Consider the following 15,431-nt stretch of genomic DNA (forward strand, 5'->3'; position numbering starts at 1 on the left):
CAGCTGGGTCAGTGCGCGGCGAGCGCGTCGAGCGCAAGGTTGAGCGCCAGGACGTTCACGCGCGGCTCGCCGAGGACCCCGAGGCTCCGGCCCTCGACACGGCCGGCGACGAGGCCGCGCAGGGTCTCCTCGGGCAGGTTCCGGGCCCGGGCGACGCGCGGCACCTGGAACAGGGCGGCCTCGGGCGAGATGTCCGGGTCGAGCCCGGAGCCGCTCGTCGTGACGAGATCGATCGGCACGGGCCGGCCCGGATTCTCGGCCTGCAAGGCGTCGCGGTCGCCCCGGACGCGCTCGGCGAGGGCCGCGCTCGTCGGACCGAGGTTCGAGCCCATGGAGTTCGCGGCATTGTAGGGCGCCGGGACGGTCTTCGCCGGATCGGCCGGATCGGGGGCGGTCGTCGCCGAGGGCCGGCCGTGGAAGTACCCGGCGCCCGTAAAGCTCTGCCCGATCAGGCTGGAGCCGACCACCCGGCCGTCGCGCAGGACGAGGCTGCCGGCGGCCTTGGCCGGAAAGACCGCCCCGGCGATGCCGGTGACGGCGAGGGGGTAGGCGAGGCCCGTGAGCACCGTGAGGGCGACGAGCAGGACGAGGGCGGGACGAAGCTGGTTCAGCATGGGGACTTTCCTCAGGCGAGATGCAGGGCGGTGACGGCCAGATCGATGGCCTTGATGCCGAGGAAGGGCACGAGGACGCCGCCGAGGCCGTAGACGAGGAGGTTGCGCCGCAGCAGCGCGGCCGCGCCGACCGGCCGGTAGGCCACGCCGCGCAGCGCCAGCGGGATCAGCGCGACGATGACGAGCGCGTTGAAGATGATCGCCGAGAGGATCGCGCTCTGGGGCGAGGCGAGACCCATGACGTTGAGCGCCTGCAGCTGCGGGTAGAGCGCCAGGAACATCGCCGGGATGACGGCGAAGTACTTCGCCACGTCGTTGGCGATGGAGAAGGTCGTCAGCGCGCCGCGGGTCATCAGCAGCTGCTTGCCGATGCCGACGATCTCGATAAGCTTGGTCGGGTCGCTGTCGAGATCGACCATGTTGCCGGCCTCGCGGGCCGCGACCGTGCCGGTGTTCATGGCCACGCCCACATCGGCCTGGGCGAGCGCCGGGGCGTCGTTGGTGCCGTCGCCGCACATGGCCACCAGCTTGCCCTCCGCCTGCTCGCGGCGGATCAGCGCCAGCTTGTCCTCGGGGGTCGCCTGGGCGAGGAAATCGTCGACACCGGCCTCGGCCGCGATGGCGGCCGCGGTCATCGGGTTGTCGCCGGTGATCATCACCGTGCGGATGCCCATCCGGCGCAGCTCCGCGAAGCGCTCGCGGATGCCGCCCTTCACGATGTCCTTCAGGTAGACCACGCCGAGCAGGCGTCCGTCCCGCGCGACCGCGAGCGGCGTGCCCCCGGCCCGGGCGATCTCCTCTGCTAGCGCCCGGATCTCGGGCACCGCCTCGATCTCGGCGGCCGGGTCGTAGGCCAGGGCCGCGCTGGAGCCGCGCGTGGCCATCGGCTGCCCCGAGACGGAGGCGATCACCGCATCGACCGCCCCCTTGCGGATGGAGGAACCGTCGAGGTCGACGCCGGACATGCGCGACTGGGCGGTGAAGGGCACGAAGGTGGCGTTCAGCGCACCCATATCGCGGGCGCGGATGCCGTAGCGCTCCTTGGCCAGCACCACGATGGAGCGGCCCTCGGGCGTCTCGTCGGCGAGGGAGGCGAGCTGGGCCGCGTCGGCGAGTTCCTGCTCGGAGACGCCGCGCACGGGGCGGAACTCCGTGGCCTGACGGTTGCCCAGCGTGATCGTGCCGGTCTTGTCGAGCAGCAGCGTGTCGATATCGCCCGCGGCCTCGACGGCGCGGCCGGACATGGCCAGCACGTTGAAGCGCACCAGCCGGTCCATGCCGGCGATGCCGATGGCGGAGAGCAGCGCGCCGATGGTGGTGGGGATCAGCGTCACGAACAGCGCCACCAGCACGATGACGGAGATGGACCCGCCCGCGTAGGCGGCGAAGCTCGGAATGGTCGCCACCGCGAGGACGAACACGAGGGTGAGGCCCGCCAGCAGGATGTTGAGCGCGATCTCGTTCGGAGTCTTCTGCCGGGCGGCACCCTCGACGAGGGCGATCATGCGGTCGATGAAGGTCGAACCGGAGGCGGCCGTGATGCGGACCTTGATCGCGTCGGAGAGCACCTGCGTGCCGCCGGTCACCGCCGAGCGGTCGCCGCCGGATTCGCGGATGACGGGCGCCGACTCGCCGGTGATCGCGGCCTCGTTGACGGACGCCACACCCGCGACGACCTCGCCGTCCGAGGGGATGAGGTCGCCCGCCTCGACCAGCACGACGTCGCCGACCCTGAGGCTCGCGCCCGGCACGACCTCGTAGGGCCGGCCCTCGCCCGTCAGGCGCTTGGCCGTCATCTCGGTGCGGGTGCGCCGCAGGGAGTCGGCCTGGGCCTTGCCGCGGCCCTCGGCCAGCGCCTCGGCGAAGTTGGCGAACAGCAGGGTGAACCAGAGCCAGAGGACGATCTGACCGGAGAAGAACAGGTCGGCGCCGCCCGCGACGAGATCGCGGACGAACAGGACGGTGGTGAGCGCCGCCACGACCTCGACCACGAACAGGACCGGGTTGCGGATCATGGCACGGGGATCGAGCTTCCTGACGGAGCCGGCGAGCGCCGGCCCGACCAGGGCGGCGCTGAAGAGCGATGCGGTCTTGCGGGACATGGGTTCTCGGTGTCCGGGGAGGGGCGGGAAGGCTCGGCGGGTCGGGCCTCGGCCTCAGGGGGCGGGAGCGCCCGCGGTCAGGGCGACGGCTGCCAGCAGGGCGAAGCCGCCGAGGAGCGCCACGCCGAGGAGCGCCAGCACGAGGTCCGAGGTGCGCAGCGGCTTGGCCTCGGCACCGTGCGCGCGATGACCATGGGCGTGATGGCGGGCGGGCCGGTGCAGCAGCAGGTGGTGGCGCGGCCCGCGCCGGTTGGGCAGAGCGCGCGGCATCCTAGCCCCCCGTCGCGAAGGTCTGGCCCGCCGCTCCGGCGAGGTGCTCGACCACGGGGCCAAGCGCGAGCGAGGGGAAGAAGGTCAGGCCGCCGATGATCAGCACCACGCCGACGAGCAGGCCGACGAACAGGCCTCCATGAGTCGGGAACGTGCCCGCCGAGGCCGGCAGCCTCTTCTTGGCCGCGAGCGACCCCGCGATCGCGAGCACCGGGATCTTCACGAAGAAGCGGCCCACCAGCATGCCGATGGCGAGCGTGGTGTTGTAGAACAGGGTGTTGGCCGTCAGTCCGCCGAAGGCCGAGCCGTTATTGGCCGCCGCCGAGGTGTAGGCGTAGAGGATCTCCGAGAAGCCGTGCGGGCCGGCGTTGGCGGGACCGGCCAGCCCGGCGGGCACCACGGTCGCGAGGGCCGTGAAACCCAGCATCATCAGCGGCAGGCAGAGGATGCCGAGCATGGCCATCTTCACCTCGCGCGCCTCGATCTTCTTGCCGAGATATTCCGGCGTGCGCCCGACCATCAGGCCGGCCACGAAGATCGCCACCACGACGAAGACCAGCATGCCGTAGAGGCCGGCGCCGACGCCGCCGATGATCACCTCGCCGAGTTGCATGTTGAGGAGCGGCACGAGGCCGCCGAGCGCGGTGAAGGAATCGTGCATGGCGTTGACCGCGCCGCACGAGGCGGCGGTGGTGATCACCGCGAAGAGCGCCGAGGCGGGAATCCCGAACCGGACCTCCTTGCCCTCCATGTTGCCGCCGGAGAGGCCGAGATTCGCCAGGACGCCGTGGGCCTCGGCCTCGGCCCAGTAGGTGACGGCGACGCCCGCGAGGAAAAGCACGCCCATGGCGGCCAGGATCGCCCAGCCCTGCCGCTCGTCCCCGACCATGCGGCCGAAGACGTTGGTGAGCGCGGCGCCGATCGCGAAGATCGCGACCATCTGCAGGAGGTTCGAGAGCGCGGTCGGGTTCTCGAAGGGGTGGGCGGCGTTGGCGTTGAAGAAGCCGCCGCCGTTGGTGCCCAGCATCTTGATCGCGACTTGGCTCGCCACCGGGCCGACCGCGATGGTCTGCCGCGCGCCCTCCAGCGTCGTGGCCTCGACGGAGGCGGACAGCGTCTGCGGCATGCCCTGCGAGACCAGGACCAGCGCGAAGACCATGCAGAGCGGCAGCAGCACGTAGAGGGTGGCACGGGTCATATCGACCCAGAACGAGCCGAGCGTCCGCGTCGAGGCGCGGGCGAACCCGCGGATCAGCGCCACCGCCACCGCCATGCCCGAGGCGGCCGAGACGAAGTTCTGGTGCGTCAGTCCGAGCATCTGGGAGAGGTACGAGAGCGTGGTCTCGCCGCCGTAGGACTGCCAGTTCGTGTTGGTCACGAAGCTCGTCGCGGTGTTGAAGGCGAGGTCCGGTGCCACCGCCGCCTGGTCGGTCGGGTTCAGCGGCAGCACCGCCTGCAGGCGCAGGACCGCGTAGAGCAGCACGAAGCCGGCGACGTTGAAGACGATCATCGCGCCCGCGTAGCCGAGCCAGGTCTGCTCCTGGGCCGAGTCGATGCCGGAGACGCGGTAGAGCCCGCGCTCGACGGGGGCGAGCACGGGCGAGAGAAAGGTGCGCTCGCCGTTGAAGACGCGGGCCATGTAGGCCCCGAGCGGCCGCACGAACGCCAGCACGATCGCGCAGTACAGCGCGATCTGCATCCAGCCGTTGAGTGTCATGGGATAAGGTCCTGGTGCTCGCTCAGAACCGCTCGGGGCGGACGAGGGCGACGGTGAGGTAGACGAGGAGACCGGCGGTCACGAGCGCGCCGAGGATGAGATCGAGGGTCATGGCGGGCTGCCTCAGAGGCGCTCGCAGAGCGCGGCGTAGCCCGCGGCGAGCGCGAAGACGGCGAGGCCGCCCGCAAGGAAAACGATGTCGAGCATGGGATGTCCGTATCCGTTCGGCCGCTCGGCTGCGGGCGGCGCGCGGCCGACCTCGGCCATTCCGGATTGTGGACGGGAACCGCGTTAGGGTTCGAGCGGGAGAGGCCGGCGATCGTATAAGGATCGCATCAGGATCGGCCGCTCTCCCGGTTCGCGCAGCCGGTCGGAGGCCGCCATGGCCGCCGTGCCGTGCGCGGCGCGGGACCGGCCGCTGGCGCGGCCAGGAGCGCGACAGAAGGCCGACCCCGAGCCCGGGCCCGGGATCATCAGGGCGCGGACGCGGTCGGCCCTGCCCACGGGGGGCATCGATGACGCGCGCGTTGTGCGCCACGACCTCTGCGGCGCGGCGCAGCGCCCGAAGCCCCGCCTTCGACGCCCTGCGACAGCTGGCATCGAACCGCGAGACGCGCGTTTCCGCGTCCGGGTCAGGTCCAGGGCTGCATCAGAACCCGGCGGCGCCGGGCCGGGGTCGGCGGGACCGAGCCGGCGCGGTCGCGGGCTGGTCGGGCACCAGGATCGCGTTCACCGGATTTGGGGTATGGTCGAGGGCCGCGCCCGTCGCCGCATCGACGCCCATCCCGATCACGCCGCCGACCAGGATGTTTCCGGCAAAGCCCGCCGCGCCGCTGCCCGCGACCTTGGTCCGGACCGGGATCACCTGAGGCCGGTAGCCCGGCTTGACGAAGGTGACGTCGAACTCGTCCGACCGGTCGACCTCCAGAGAGCAGGGGGTGGCCGGGCAGGCATAGCCCTTGGTGGTCGTCATCTGCGCGCCCGCGGGCTCGCTCAGGAACGCCATCTTCTCGGTGGTCCCGCGCGTGATGCTCCCGCACGCGCCGAGGTTCACGGCGACGAGCGCCGCGGCAATGACCTGAATCCGCATACCTTCCCCCAACGATCGTCCCGCGCCGCGCCCGATCCGCCGGATCATCGCGCAACGCGAAGGTCCCTCCAGCGCCCGGTCGCGCGCCGCCGACATGCCGGCCCGAATCTCGCTCGGCCCGCGGACAGGCCCCACCGCCCGGCGGATCGCGGCCGGGACGAAGGCGCACGGCGCGCCTCCGGGAGCGGCCATGACCCCGGAGAGACAGCTTTCGCGGGAACGGTTCCGCGAGAGGCGAAGAATCGGGTCCTGAAGTTCCGCTCCCAGCCTCTCTATCGCGGAATGTATTCCGACGTCCAGCCGGCGACAGCGGCGCGCGTCACCAAATGTGATGCAAAAACAACATTCAAATGTTTTTACAAAGTCCTCCGCCACAGCACGATGCACGAAATTGTTGCTAATCTCGATCCGTCTCCATGGATGACCGATCTTACTCGAACGAATGCAAGGTTTCTGATGCGCTCGAGAACCCAAATGCGGCGATGAGCGTCGAACGCGGCCGACCACAGCGAGGTGGAAGCCCGATGCTGTTGCGCGGCAACCCTGTCGCTCGCGCGATCTGTAACAGGGGCCTTCGCAGGCGACGACGATGCCCTGGACCTGATCTAGGCGTGGTCCTGCGAGGTCGCAGTCCTCATCCGAACCGGTCGCGAACTGCGACCGATGCGTCCTTATCCATGCCCGGCCTGGCGAGAATCCCGGATTACCTCACTATTTCCCGCGACGCCGCTTTTCGGCTCCGGGCGATGCGGCGCCGGACCGGCGGAAAAACCAACCCTGAAAACAACAGCTTATCGCTGCATCCTCGGAGACAGACCCTCCGCGCGCGGCCAGCCTAATTCGAGAATACAATAAAGAATGTCAAAGAACTTCGCTTTTATCCGCCGCGCCCTCAAGCAGAACTGTGAGCAATAAAGCAGGTTCTCCCGTTGCAAGGGACACGTCGCTCCCTGCAGGAGGACGCGCACATGGCCAATCTGATCGGAACGGATCTCGCGGACACCCTCACAGGCTCGGCCGAGCCGAACATCATCCTCGGCCTGCCGGGGGACGATCTTCTCACCGGCGGAGACAGCTTCGATCGCATCGACGGACAGGACGGCAACGACACGATCTCCGGAGGCGGCGAGCTCGATTTCATTGCGGGCGGCCCCGGCAACGACCTCATCCGCGGCGAGGACGGCAACGACCAGCTGATCGGCGAGGCCGGTGACGACGTCATCTACGGCAACGACGGGGACGATTACGCGGCCGGCAACCCGGGCGCCGACACGATCTACGGCGGCGCGGGCAACGACTTCTTCGTCGGCGAACAGAACAACGACATCGTCTTCGGCGGTGTCGGCGACGACTTCGTGTCGGGCGGCGAGGACGACGACGTGGTCTACGGGAACGCGGGCAACGACCTCGTGGACGGCGACCTCGGCAACGACACGCTCTACGGCGGCCAGGACGACGACGTCGTGTTCGGCGACGTGGGCAACGACGTCGCCCACGGCAATCTCGGCGACGACACGGTGATCGGAGCCGCCGGCACGGATGTCCTCTACGGCAACCAGGGCGCCGACATCATCTACGGCAACCAGGACGCCGACAGCCTCTACGGCGGCCAGGACGACGACCTGCTCTACGGCGGCCAGGGGGATGATGCCTTGGCGGGCAATCTCGGCAGCGACACCCTGGTGGGCGGCCTCGGTGCGGACACCTACGCCTTCGCGGCCGACGACGGGGCCGCCGACCTGATCGTGGGCTTCAGCCTGACCGCGGGCGACCGCATCGATCTCGGCGGCCAGACCTATCAGGTGGGCAGTACCCAGGCGGGCGACGCGCTGCTGACGCTGTCGGGTGGCGGAACGGTGGAGCTCACGGGCGTCACCGCGGCCAGCATCGACGCGAGCTTCTTCACCGCGTGAGGCGCCGACGCGCGGGAAGTCCGGCCTGCGGCCGGGCTTCCCGCAGCGCGCACGGCGCGGCCTCAGGCGCCGGACGCGAAGTCGTTCGCGGTCAGCTCCATCAGGTCGTTCGGGAAGGTGCCGCGATCGTAGGCCCGGCTCGCGGCGGCCTCGATCGCCGCCCGGTGCCGCAGGAACACGTCGAGGGGGTCGTCCCCGTCGTCGCCGAACTGCTGCCTGAGCACCTCCGCGTCGATCTCGCAGCCGATCACGCGCTGCCCGTTCGTCATCGGAAAGCGGATCGCGCCCTCGGTGGCCGCGTCATGGTGCGGCGCGCCGTGCGTGTATCTCTCGAGCGGCATCAGGCTTCTCCCTGGATGGTGCATCCGCCTCGTTGGCGGATGGTCCCCAGGAGGTAGCGGGGCCGCGGCCCGCGGCGAGAGTCGTCGCGCCACGGGTGGCGCGCCGGGCGCTCAGTCCAGTCGCGGCGTCAGGCGGCCGCCCGCGACAGGGCGCACCGGATCGCGCCAGGGTTGGGCCCTCCGGGCATGGACCTGTCCGACGTTGAAGCGCAGCGGCCGGTGATGGCGCAGGGCGTGACGGTGCCGCCGATGGTGGTGCCAGCGGCGATGGTGGTGCCGGTGCCAGCGGTGGCGATGATGGCGCCGCCAGTGCCGCCGCCAGCGCACCTCGACGACGGTGCTGTCGGTGGCCCCAACGAGGCCTGCGGCCGTCGGGAGCGTCAGGGCCGACGCAGCCGGCGCAGCGGCCATGAGCCCGCCCGCGACAGCCAGGGCGAGACAGAACCTCTTGATCAAGCGACACCCCTCCGATCCGGTCGGATGCGAAACGCCGCCGGACCCGAAAGGGTTCGCCGCCGTGCGTGCGGCGGCGCCTCAGGCAAGCCCACGGCCGCCCCCGGTGCGCCGCGTCAGGCCGAACGCGTCCCCGCCGCTTTGGCAGGAGCCTTGGCAGCAGTCTTGGCAGCGGTCTTGGCGGCACCTTTCCCGGCCGCCTTGGCGCCAGCCTTCGCGGCCGGCTTGACCGCGGCTTCCCCGTCCGCCGCCTTGGCCGCGCTCTTCCGGGCGGGCTTGGCCGCCGCCTTGCGCCCGCCGCGGCCCGCGGCCTTGCCGCCGCCCGCCTCGCGCCGCGCCTTGACGAGGGCGATGCCCTCTTCGAGCGTCAACGCCTCGGCGTTCGTCGTCTTCGGGAGCGTGGCGTTGACCTCGCCGTCGGTCACGTAGGGGCCGTACTTGCCGGCCTTGACCACCAGTTCGCGCCCGCTCGCCTCATCCTTGCCGAGCGGCCGGCCGGGATCGGCGGCCGGGCGCCCGCGCCCGCCGCCCTGCTCCTTGGCGACGATGAGGTCGATGGCGCGGTTCGCCCCGATCTCCAGCACGTCGTCGTCCTTGCCGAGGTTCGCGTAGGTCTTGCCGTGCTGCACGTAGGGACCGAAGCGGCCGAGATTGGCCAGGATCGGCTCGCCGGTCTCGGGGTGGCGCGCCACCTCGCGGGGCAGCGCCAGCAGCCTGAGCGCCTTCTCCAGATCGACCGCCGAGGGCGCCAATCCCTTCGGCAGCGAGGAGCGCTTCGGCTTCTCGGCGCCCTTCTCCGTGGACGCCTCGCCGAGTTGCACGAAGGGCCCGAAGCGGCCGTCACGGAGCGTCACGGGGAGGCCGGTGGCCGGGTCGTCGCCCAGCACCCGCACGCCCGGCTGTCCGCCCTCGGCCGAGGAGCCGTCGCCCTCGCCGTCGATGCCCGACGCCGAGAGCTGGCGGGTGTACTTGCACTCGGGGTAGTTCGAGCAGCCGACGAAGGCCCCGAACTTGCCGAGCTTCAGCGAGAGCTGGCCCGAGCCGCAGGTCGGGCAGGCGCGCGGGTTCGAGCCGTCCGCCTTCTCGGGGAAGATGTGGGCGCCGAGCAGGCCGTTCAGCGCCTCCAGCACGTCGGTGACGCGCAGCTCCTTCGTGTTGCCGATCGCGGCCGAGAAATCGCGCCAGAAGTCGCGCAGCACCGCGCGCCAGTCGATCTCGGCGTTCGAGACGCGGTCGAGCTGGCCTTCGAGGTCCGCGGTGAAGTCGTACTCGACGTAGCGCTTGAAGAAGCTCTCCAGGAAGCCGGTGACGAGCCGGCCCTTGTCCTCGGGCACGAGGCGCTTCTTCTCGATGCGCACGTACTCGCGGTCGCGCAGCGTCTGCAGCACGGCGGCGTAGGTCGAGGGCCGGCCGATGCCGAGCTCCTCCATGCGCTTGACGAGGCTCGCCTCCGAGTAGCGCGGCGGCGGCTCGGTGAAGTGCTGGGTGGAGGTGATGCGCTCGCGTGTGAGGCCGTCGCCGGCCCGCATCATGGGCAGGCGCCGCGACTCCTCGTCCTCCTCGTCGTCCTTGCCCTCCTGGTAGAGGGTGAGGAAGCCGTCGAACTTCACCACTTGGCCGGTGGCGCGCAGGTCGAGCTTGCGCGGGCCGACGCTCGCCTCGACCTCGACCGTGGTGCGCTCCAGCTCCGCCGATTCCATCTGGCTCGCCACGGTGCGGGTCCAGATCAGCTCGTAGAGCTTGGCCTGCTCGGGTTCGAGGTGGCGGGCGATCTGCTTCGGGAGCAGGCCCATGTCGGTCGGCCGCACGGCCTCGTGGGCCTCCTGCGCGTTCTTGGCCTTGACCGTGTACTTGCGGGGCGCCCCCGGCACGTAGGCGTCGCCGAACTCGCGCCCGATCACGGCGCGCGCGTCTTGGATGGCCTCCGGTGCCATGTCGACGCCGTCGGTCCGCATGTAGGTGATGATGCCGACCGTCTCGCCGCCGATATCCACGCCCTCGTAGAGCCGCTGGGCGACCCGCATGGTCTGGGCCGGCGCCATGCCGAGCTTGCGTGAGGCCTCCTGCTGGAGGGTCGAGGTGGTGAAGGGCGGCTGCGGGTGGCGCTTGGCGGGCTTGGCCTCGACGGTACCGACCCGGAAGGTCGCGAGTTCGAGGTCGCGCCGGAAGGCCTCGGCCTCCGCGCCCGTGCCGACGTCGAGGCGCTGGATGCGCCGGCCGTCGGCACCGACGAGCCGCGCGTCGAAGACGCCGCCGGTCTCGGTGGCGAGCGTCGCCACGAGCGACCAGTACTCCCGCGGTTTGAACGTCTCGATCTCGACCTCGCGTTCTGTGACGAGGCGGAGCGCCACCGACTGAACGCGCCCCGCCGAGCGCGCGCCCGGAAGCTTGCGCCAGAGCACCGGCGAGAGGTTGAAGCCCACGAGGTAGTCGAGCGCGCGGCGCGCCAGATAGGCGTCGACGAGCGCCTGGTCGATCGCGCGGGGCTTGCGCATCGCCTGCTCGACCGAATCCTTCGTGATCGCGTTGAAGGTGACGCGCTCGACCGGGATGCCTTTGAGCGCCTTGCGGGCGGTCAGCGCCTCCAGGACGTGCCAGGAGATCGCCTCGCCCTCGCGGTCCGGGTCGGTCGCCAGGATCAGCTTCTCGGCGCCCTTGACCGCCTTTGCGATCTCCGAGACGCGCTTCGAGCCGCGGTCCTCCAGCTCCCAGACCATCTGGAAGTCGGCCTCCGGATCGACCGAGCCGTCCTTGGCCGGCAGGTCGCGGATATGGCCGAAGGAGGCCAGCACCTCGTAGTCGCGGCCGAGATATTTGTTGATCGTCTTGGCTTTGGCCGGCGACTCGACGACGACGACTTTCATGGACGGATCAGCCTCTCGACGGAGCCACCGCGACGGGTCGGACAGATTGTGCGGATGGCCGGCCCCTGGGCGGAGGGGGCCTCGCGGCGGGAGAAGTGGTTCACGGGGGCCGCGTTGTCAAATCCCCCGGCCGCAAGCCCAGGACGCCGCCCGATCCGGGCGTCCGGCCCGGAGGCGGTCCGCCTCGGCCCTCGGAGCGCTCAGAACGCGTTGTCGTAGGCGCGGGGCGAGAGCACCGTGCGGACGATGATCTGCAGGTCGAACCAGAGCGACCAATTGTCGATGTAGTGCAGGTCGTGCGCGACCCGGGCCTGCATGTCGGCATCGGTCAGGGTTTCGCCGCGCAGGCCGTTGACCTGGGCCCAGCCGGTGATGCCGGGGCGCACGTTGTGGCGGCGGGCGTAGAGAGCGATGCGTCGCTCGAAGCTGCGGTCGTGCGCCAGCGCGTGCGGGCGCGGGCCGACCAGCGACATCTCGCCCTTCAGGACGTTGAGGAGTTGGGGCAGCTCGTCGAGATTCGTGCGGCGCAGGAAGGCGCCGACCCGGGTGACGCGGGCGTCGCTGCGGGTCGCCTGCCGGAAGGGTGCGTCGGCCTCCGCCCGCATGCTGCGGAACTTGAAGACCCAGAACGGCTGCTGGTTGAAGCCGTACCGCTTCTGCCGGAAGAAGACTGGGCCGGGACTGTCGAGCTTGATCGCGAGCGCGACCGCCCCGAGGAGGGGGGCGAGCAGCGCAAGCGCCACGAGGGTCGCGGCGAGGTCGAAGGCGCGCTTCAGCGCGACTTCGGCGAGGTTCAGCGGGCGCCGGCCGATGTTGATCCCGGAGAGGCGCCCGACGCGCGAGACCTGCATGTCGGGGAAGCGGTCGAGCACGGTGCCGGGGCGCAGGTGCAGCGCGGCGGGCACCCGCAGGAAGGCATCGATGCAGCGCTCGACCTCGGCGGTCGAGGCCCAGGGGACCAGGATGAAAACGTCGTCGGGCCGCAGGAAGCGCACCACCGAGACGGCCAGATCGAGATCCTCGTCCATCTGGGCCTGCCGCGCGGCGGGGTCCGCGCCCGGGGTGGGCGCACGCAGATAGCTCGTGCCGACCACCCTGAGGCCCAGCGCGTCCGCCTGGTTACCGGCATAGAAGCGCGCGATGTCCTCCTCGTAGCCGACGAGATGGACGCGGGCGACCGAGGACGAGCCGGGCAGGGCGAGGCGGCGCACCACGCGGGCCGTGAGGGCGCGGCCGGCCATCAGCGCCGGCAGACCGAGCACGAAAGTCCCGGCCGCCACGGCGCGCGAGAAGTCGGTCGTCGTCTTGGTGACGAAGCTCACCACCAGCACGGCGCCCCAGGCGGCGAGCCACAACGAGGCGATTCGCTGGAGATGGGGCCTGCGGTCGAGCAGGCTCTCGATCATGTAGCTGCCCCGCAGGGTGTTGGCGCAGAGGACCACGAGGGCGAGCAGACCCGCGAGGCGCCACGCCCGCAGGTGGGAGGAGGCCGGCAGGCCGGCCTCCATCGTGTAGGCGTAGGCGTATTCGAGAAGCAGCGTCGTACAAACGATCACCGCGAGGTCGACCGAGGCCGCCGCGAGCGGCACACCGAGGCGAGCGAGCGCCCGCCGCCGCCGCGGCAGCAGCGCCGCCCAGACGGTCCGGCGCACGCCCGGCTCCGCGAGGGCACGGTAGATCCGAGGAGGCCGGTCTTGAAACATCTGGTGGGCCATCGATCCGTTCTGGTCGGAGAAATGTCCTGAAGCGGGACAGGTTCACGTGTCCGCGACGTCGCAAGGCCGATTTCCGCAAAGCTCGGGCCCCGGCGACCCGTGCCAGCCCTTACTGGCCCATAGCGGCTGTCACCGGCGCGTCACGCAGGCCACTCCGTCACCGGGGGCACTGCCGACCGCCCTCAGCCTGCGCTAGGGATCAGGTCCGCGGACCGCGCAACCCTCCGGCGACCGCGCGGCCCCGGGGCGCGTGCCCGGACGGATGCATCGATGAGCGGACCGGGAATCGAGGTTGCGGGCACGCTGCCCGCAGAAGAGGGGTCGGCGAAGTCCGGCCCGTCCGTCGCGGGGGGCTCCGGACCGGCGCTGGCGATCCTTGCGGGTCTCAGCCTGTCGCACCTGCTCAACGACCTCGTGCAGTCGCTGCTGCCCGCGATCTACCCGCTGCTCAAGGTCCGCTTCGCGCTGGATTTCGGGCAGATCGGCCTGATCACCTTCGTATTCCAGGTCACCGCCTCGATCCTGCAGCCGCTGGTCGGGCTCTATACCGACCGCCGGCCGCTGCCCTTCTCGCTCGCGGGCGGCATGGGGATGTCGCTGGTCGGCCTGATCGCGCTCGCCGCCGCCCCGGCCTATCCGGCGCTGCTCCTGGCCGCCGGACTCATCGGCCTCGGCTCGGCGGTGTTCCATCCGGAGGCCTCGCGGGTCGCCCGGATGGCGGCCGGCGGACGCTACGGCCTCGCCCAGTCGATGTTCCAGGTGGGCGGCAATGCGGGCACGGCGCTGGGGCCGCTGCTCGCGGCCGCACTCGTCGTGCCGCGCGGGCAGACGAGCGTCGCGTGGTTCACGCTCGCGGCGCTCGGCGGCATCGCGGTGCTCGCAGCGGTCGGGCGCTGGTACCGGACGCGCCTGCGGGTCGCCGCGGCGCGGCCGCGGGCCGCGGCGGGCCAGGGCAACGGCCTGACCCGCCTGCGCGTGGGGACCAGCATCGCGGTCCTGCTCGCGCTGATCTTCTCGAAGTACTTCTACATGGCGAGCTTCTCGTCCTACTACACGTTCTACCTGATCCACCGCTTCGGCGTCTCGGTGGTGCAGTCGCAGCTCTACCTGTTCGTGTTCCTCGGATCGGTCGCGGCGGGCACGATCCTCGGCGGCCCGATCGGCGACCGGATCGGCCGCAAGCCGGTGATCTGGGGCTCGATCCTGGGCGTGCTGCCCTTCGCGCTGGCGCTCCCGCATGTGGGCCTCGGCTGGACGGTGGCGCTCACCGTGCCGATCGGCCTGATCCTGGCCTCGGCGATGCCCGCGATCCTCGTCTACGCACAGGAGCTTCTGCCCGGCCGGATCGGGCTCGTGGGCGGCCTCTTCTTCGGCTTCGCCTTCGGCATGGGGGGCCTCGGGGCGGCGGTGCTCGGCGAGGTCGCGGACCGGACCAGCATCGAATGCGTCTACGGCCTCTGCGCCTACCTGCCGATGATCGGCCTGCTCGCGGTCTTCCTGCCGCGGCTGCGCCCGGCCGCCTGAGCGGCCGGGCGGATCGGGCGCCTCAGGCGGCCTCGCCGGCCTCGGTGGAGCGGGCGACGGTCTGGATCGTCTCGAACCCTTCGAATTGCGGGTGGCCGAGATAGAGCGGCTTGGTGGAAGGCGCGCGGCCATGCGCCTTGCGGAACTGCTCCGAGCGCGTCCACGCCTCGAAGTCGGCCCGCGAGCGCCAGATCGTGTGCGAGGCATAGAGGACGTGGTCCTCCGCCTCCGGACCGCGCAGCAGGTGGAACTCCACGAAGCCCGCCATCTCGCCGAGGTGGCTGTCGCGCCCCAGCCACACCTGCTCGAACTCCGCCGTCGAATCCTTGACCACTTTGAAGCGGTTCATGGCGATAAACATCCGCATCTCCGTTCTGGTGCGCGATGGCGCGAGGGTTCGGGCCCGAGTGACCGGGAGTCAACCGCCGACTCAGCATTTCGCGCCCAGGAGATCTGCCTTGCGTTGCACGGCGGTCATGGACATTTTGCGCAACTTGAGCATATGAACGGGATGTGCTGTCGTGCCGCAGGCTGAAAACTCGCACGGCGCGCGTCCAACGGGTGACGTTTTCCGCGAATCCCGGATGGTGACGCGGAGAACCCGGCGCCCGGACGGGTGTTGAGGCCTCGGGCGGCGCCGGACCGGCGCTGGTCCCGACGTGGATAGAGGGTGGTTTAGGTCCGATGATGCCGAAGCAAACGACCGACGTGGACCGCCTCGTCGGCATTCGCATCACCGCGCTGCGGAAAGCGCGCGGCCTCAGCCAGACCGCGCTCGGCAACGCCGTGGGCGTCACCTTCCAGCAGGTGCAGAAATACGAGAAGGGC

15 protein-coding genes are annotated in these 15,431 nt (G+C 70.7%); 3 read left to right on the plus strand and 12 right to left on the minus strand.

The window, feature by feature from the left end; translation table 11 throughout:
• Positions 1-8: 8 nt before the first annotated feature.
• The 7 genes from MFF54_RS16715 to MFF54_RS16745 form a co-directional block, all read right to left on the minus strand.
• Positions 9-614 (minus strand): K(+)-transporting ATPase subunit C, encoded by a 606-nt coding sequence (locus MFF54_RS16715; RefSeq protein ID WP_238303972.1) that lies wholly within the window; start codon positions 612-614, stop codon positions 9-11.
• An 11-nt stretch (positions 615-625) separates the two neighbouring features.
• Positions 626-2,716, minus strand: coding sequence for a potassium-transporting ATPase subunit KdpB (gene kdpB, locus MFF54_RS16720; protein WP_238303973.1), 2,091 nt, complete (start codon positions 2,714-2,716; stop codon positions 626-628).
• Positions 2,717-2,770: 54 nt separating this feature from the next.
• Complete coding sequence (locus MFF54_RS16725; RefSeq protein WP_238303974.1) at positions 2,771-2,986, minus strand: hypothetical protein; 216 nt, start codon at positions 2,984-2,986, stop codon at positions 2,771-2,773.
• A gap of 1 nt (position 2,987) precedes the next feature.
• Positions 2,988-4,703 carry a potassium-transporting ATPase subunit KdpA gene (kdpA, locus tag MFF54_RS16730; protein ID WP_238303975.1) on the minus strand — a complete coding sequence of 572 codons (1,716 nt, stop codon included), beginning with the start codon at positions 4,701-4,703 and terminating at the stop codon, positions 2,988-2,990.
• Positions 4,704-4,725: 22 nt separating this feature from the next.
• A complete protein-coding gene (locus tag MFF54_RS16735; RefSeq protein ID WP_238303976.1) occupies positions 4,726-4,815 on the minus strand; it encodes a K(+)-transporting ATPase subunit F in 90 nt (29 codons plus the stop codon).
• An 11-nt stretch (positions 4,816-4,826) separates the two neighbouring features.
• Positions 4,827-4,970 carry a hypothetical protein gene (locus tag MFF54_RS16740; protein ID WP_238303977.1) on the minus strand — a complete coding sequence of 48 codons (144 nt, stop codon included), beginning with the start codon at positions 4,968-4,970 and terminating at the stop codon, positions 4,827-4,829.
• 382 nt (positions 4,971-5,352) lie between these two features.
• Positions 5,353-5,793: a translation initiation factor 2 gene (locus tag MFF54_RS16745; RefSeq protein ID WP_238303978.1), complete on the minus strand. Its 441-nt coding sequence runs from the start codon at positions 5,791-5,793 to the stop codon at positions 5,353-5,355.
• Positions 5,794-6,761: 968 nt separating this feature from the next.
• Between MFF54_RS16745 and MFF54_RS16750 the strand changes: the two genes are divergently transcribed.
• On the plus strand, positions 6,762-7,706 hold the full coding sequence (locus tag MFF54_RS16750; protein WP_238303979.1) for a calcium-binding protein: 945 nt from the start codon (positions 6,762-6,764) through the stop codon (positions 7,704-7,706).
• Between the two features lie 62 nt (positions 7,707-7,768).
• Here the strand turns inward: MFF54_RS16750 and MFF54_RS16755 are convergent, their stop codons facing one another.
• The 4 genes from MFF54_RS16755 to MFF54_RS16770 all read right to left on the minus strand — a co-directional run bounded on the left by MFF54_RS16755 (position 7,769) and on the right by MFF54_RS16770 (position 13,067).
• Positions 7,769-8,047 carry a DUF1488 family protein gene (locus MFF54_RS16755; RefSeq protein WP_238303980.1) on the minus strand — a complete coding sequence of 93 codons (279 nt, stop codon included), beginning with the start codon at positions 8,045-8,047 and terminating at the stop codon, positions 7,769-7,771.
• A gap of 111 nt (positions 8,048-8,158) precedes the next feature.
• Positions 8,159-8,503, minus strand: coding sequence for a hypothetical protein (locus MFF54_RS16760; RefSeq protein ID WP_238303981.1), 345 nt, complete (start codon positions 8,501-8,503; stop codon positions 8,159-8,161).
• 113 nt (positions 8,504-8,616) lie between these two features.
• Positions 8,617-11,364, minus strand: coding sequence for a type I DNA topoisomerase (gene topA / locus MFF54_RS16765; protein ID WP_238303982.1), 2,748 nt, complete (start codon positions 11,362-11,364; stop codon positions 8,617-8,619).
• A gap of 200 nt (positions 11,365-11,564) precedes the next feature.
• The gene (locus MFF54_RS16770; RefSeq protein ID WP_238303985.1) at positions 11,565-13,067 is read right to left on the minus strand and encodes an undecaprenyl-phosphate glucose phosphotransferase; all 1,503 of its coding nucleotides are present in this window, start codon (positions 13,065-13,067) and stop codon (positions 11,565-11,567) included.
• A 282-nt stretch (positions 13,068-13,349) separates the two neighbouring features.
• Here MFF54_RS16770 and MFF54_RS16775 point away from each other — a divergent pair, with 282 nt between their 5' ends.
• Positions 13,350-14,603, plus strand: a complete 1,254-nt coding sequence (locus MFF54_RS16775; protein WP_238303983.1) for an MFS transporter — start codon at positions 13,350-13,352, stop codon at positions 14,601-14,603.
• 22 nt (positions 14,604-14,625) lie between these two features.
• Here the strand turns inward: MFF54_RS16775 and hmuQ are convergent, their stop codons facing one another.
• Positions 14,626-14,964 carry a heme-degrading protein HmuQ gene (gene hmuQ / locus MFF54_RS16780; protein WP_238303984.1) on the minus strand — a complete coding sequence of 113 codons (339 nt, stop codon included), beginning with the start codon at positions 14,962-14,964 and terminating at the stop codon, positions 14,626-14,628.
• Between the two features lie 323 nt (positions 14,965-15,287).
• Between hmuQ and MFF54_RS16785 the strand changes: the two genes are divergently transcribed.
• Positions 15,288-15,431, plus strand: a 144-nt coding sequence (locus MFF54_RS16785) for a helix-turn-helix domain-containing protein (RefSeq protein WP_238303986.1), incomplete at its 3' end; no start/stop codon positions are given.

Origin of the sequence: Methylobacterium gregans (assembly GCF_022179245.1) — a bacterium.
Taxonomy (GTDB): Bacteria; Pseudomonadota; Alphaproteobacteria; order Rhizobiales; family Beijerinckiaceae; genus Methylobacterium; species Methylobacterium gregans.

Bases quoted from the DNA above. Each gene is read 5' to 3' on its own strand.
- MFF54_RS16715 (WP_238303972.1), bottom strand. From the start codon at position 614: ATGCTGAACCAGCTTCGTCCCGCCCTCGTCCTGCTCGTCGCCCTCACG.
- kdpB (WP_238303973.1), bottom strand. From the start codon at position 2,716: ATGTCCCGCAAGACCGCATCGCTCTTCAGCGCCGCCCTGGTCGGGCCG.
- MFF54_RS16725 (WP_238303974.1), bottom strand. From the start codon at position 2,986: ATGCCGCGCGCTCTGCCCAACCGGCGCGGGCCGCGCCACCACCTGCTG.
- kdpA (WP_238303975.1), bottom strand. From the start codon at position 4,703: ATGACACTCAACGGCTGGATGCAGATCGCGCTGTACTGCGCGATCGTG.
- MFF54_RS16735 (WP_238303976.1), bottom strand. From the start codon at position 4,815: ATGACCCTCGATCTCATCCTCGGCGCGCTCGTGACCGCCGGTCTCCTC.
- MFF54_RS16740 (WP_238303977.1), bottom strand. From the start codon at position 4,970: ATGGCCGAGGTCGGCCGCGCGCCGCCCGCAGCCGAGCGGCCGAACGGA.
- MFF54_RS16745 (WP_238303978.1), bottom strand. From the start codon at position 5,793: ATGCGGATTCAGGTCATTGCCGCGGCGCTCGTCGCCGTGAACCTCGGC.
- MFF54_RS16750 (WP_238303979.1), top strand. From the start codon at position 6,762: ATGGCCAATCTGATCGGAACGGATCTCGCGGACACCCTCACAGGCTCG.
- MFF54_RS16755 (WP_238303980.1), bottom strand. From the start codon at position 8,047: ATGCCGCTCGAGAGATACACGCACGGCGCGCCGCACCATGACGCGGCC.
- topA (WP_238303982.1), bottom strand. From the start codon at position 11,364: ATGAAAGTCGTCGTCGTCGAGTCGCCGGCCAAAGCCAAGACGATCAAC.
- MFF54_RS16770 (WP_238303985.1), bottom strand. From the start codon at position 13,067: ATGTTTCAAGACCGGCCTCCTCGGATCTACCGTGCCCTCGCGGAGCCG.
- MFF54_RS16775 (WP_238303983.1), top strand. From the start codon at position 13,350: ATGAGCGGACCGGGAATCGAGGTTGCGGGCACGCTGCCCGCAGAAGAG.
- hmuQ (WP_238303984.1), bottom strand. From the start codon at position 14,964: ATGTTTATCGCCATGAACCGCTTCAAAGTGGTCAAGGATTCGACGGCG.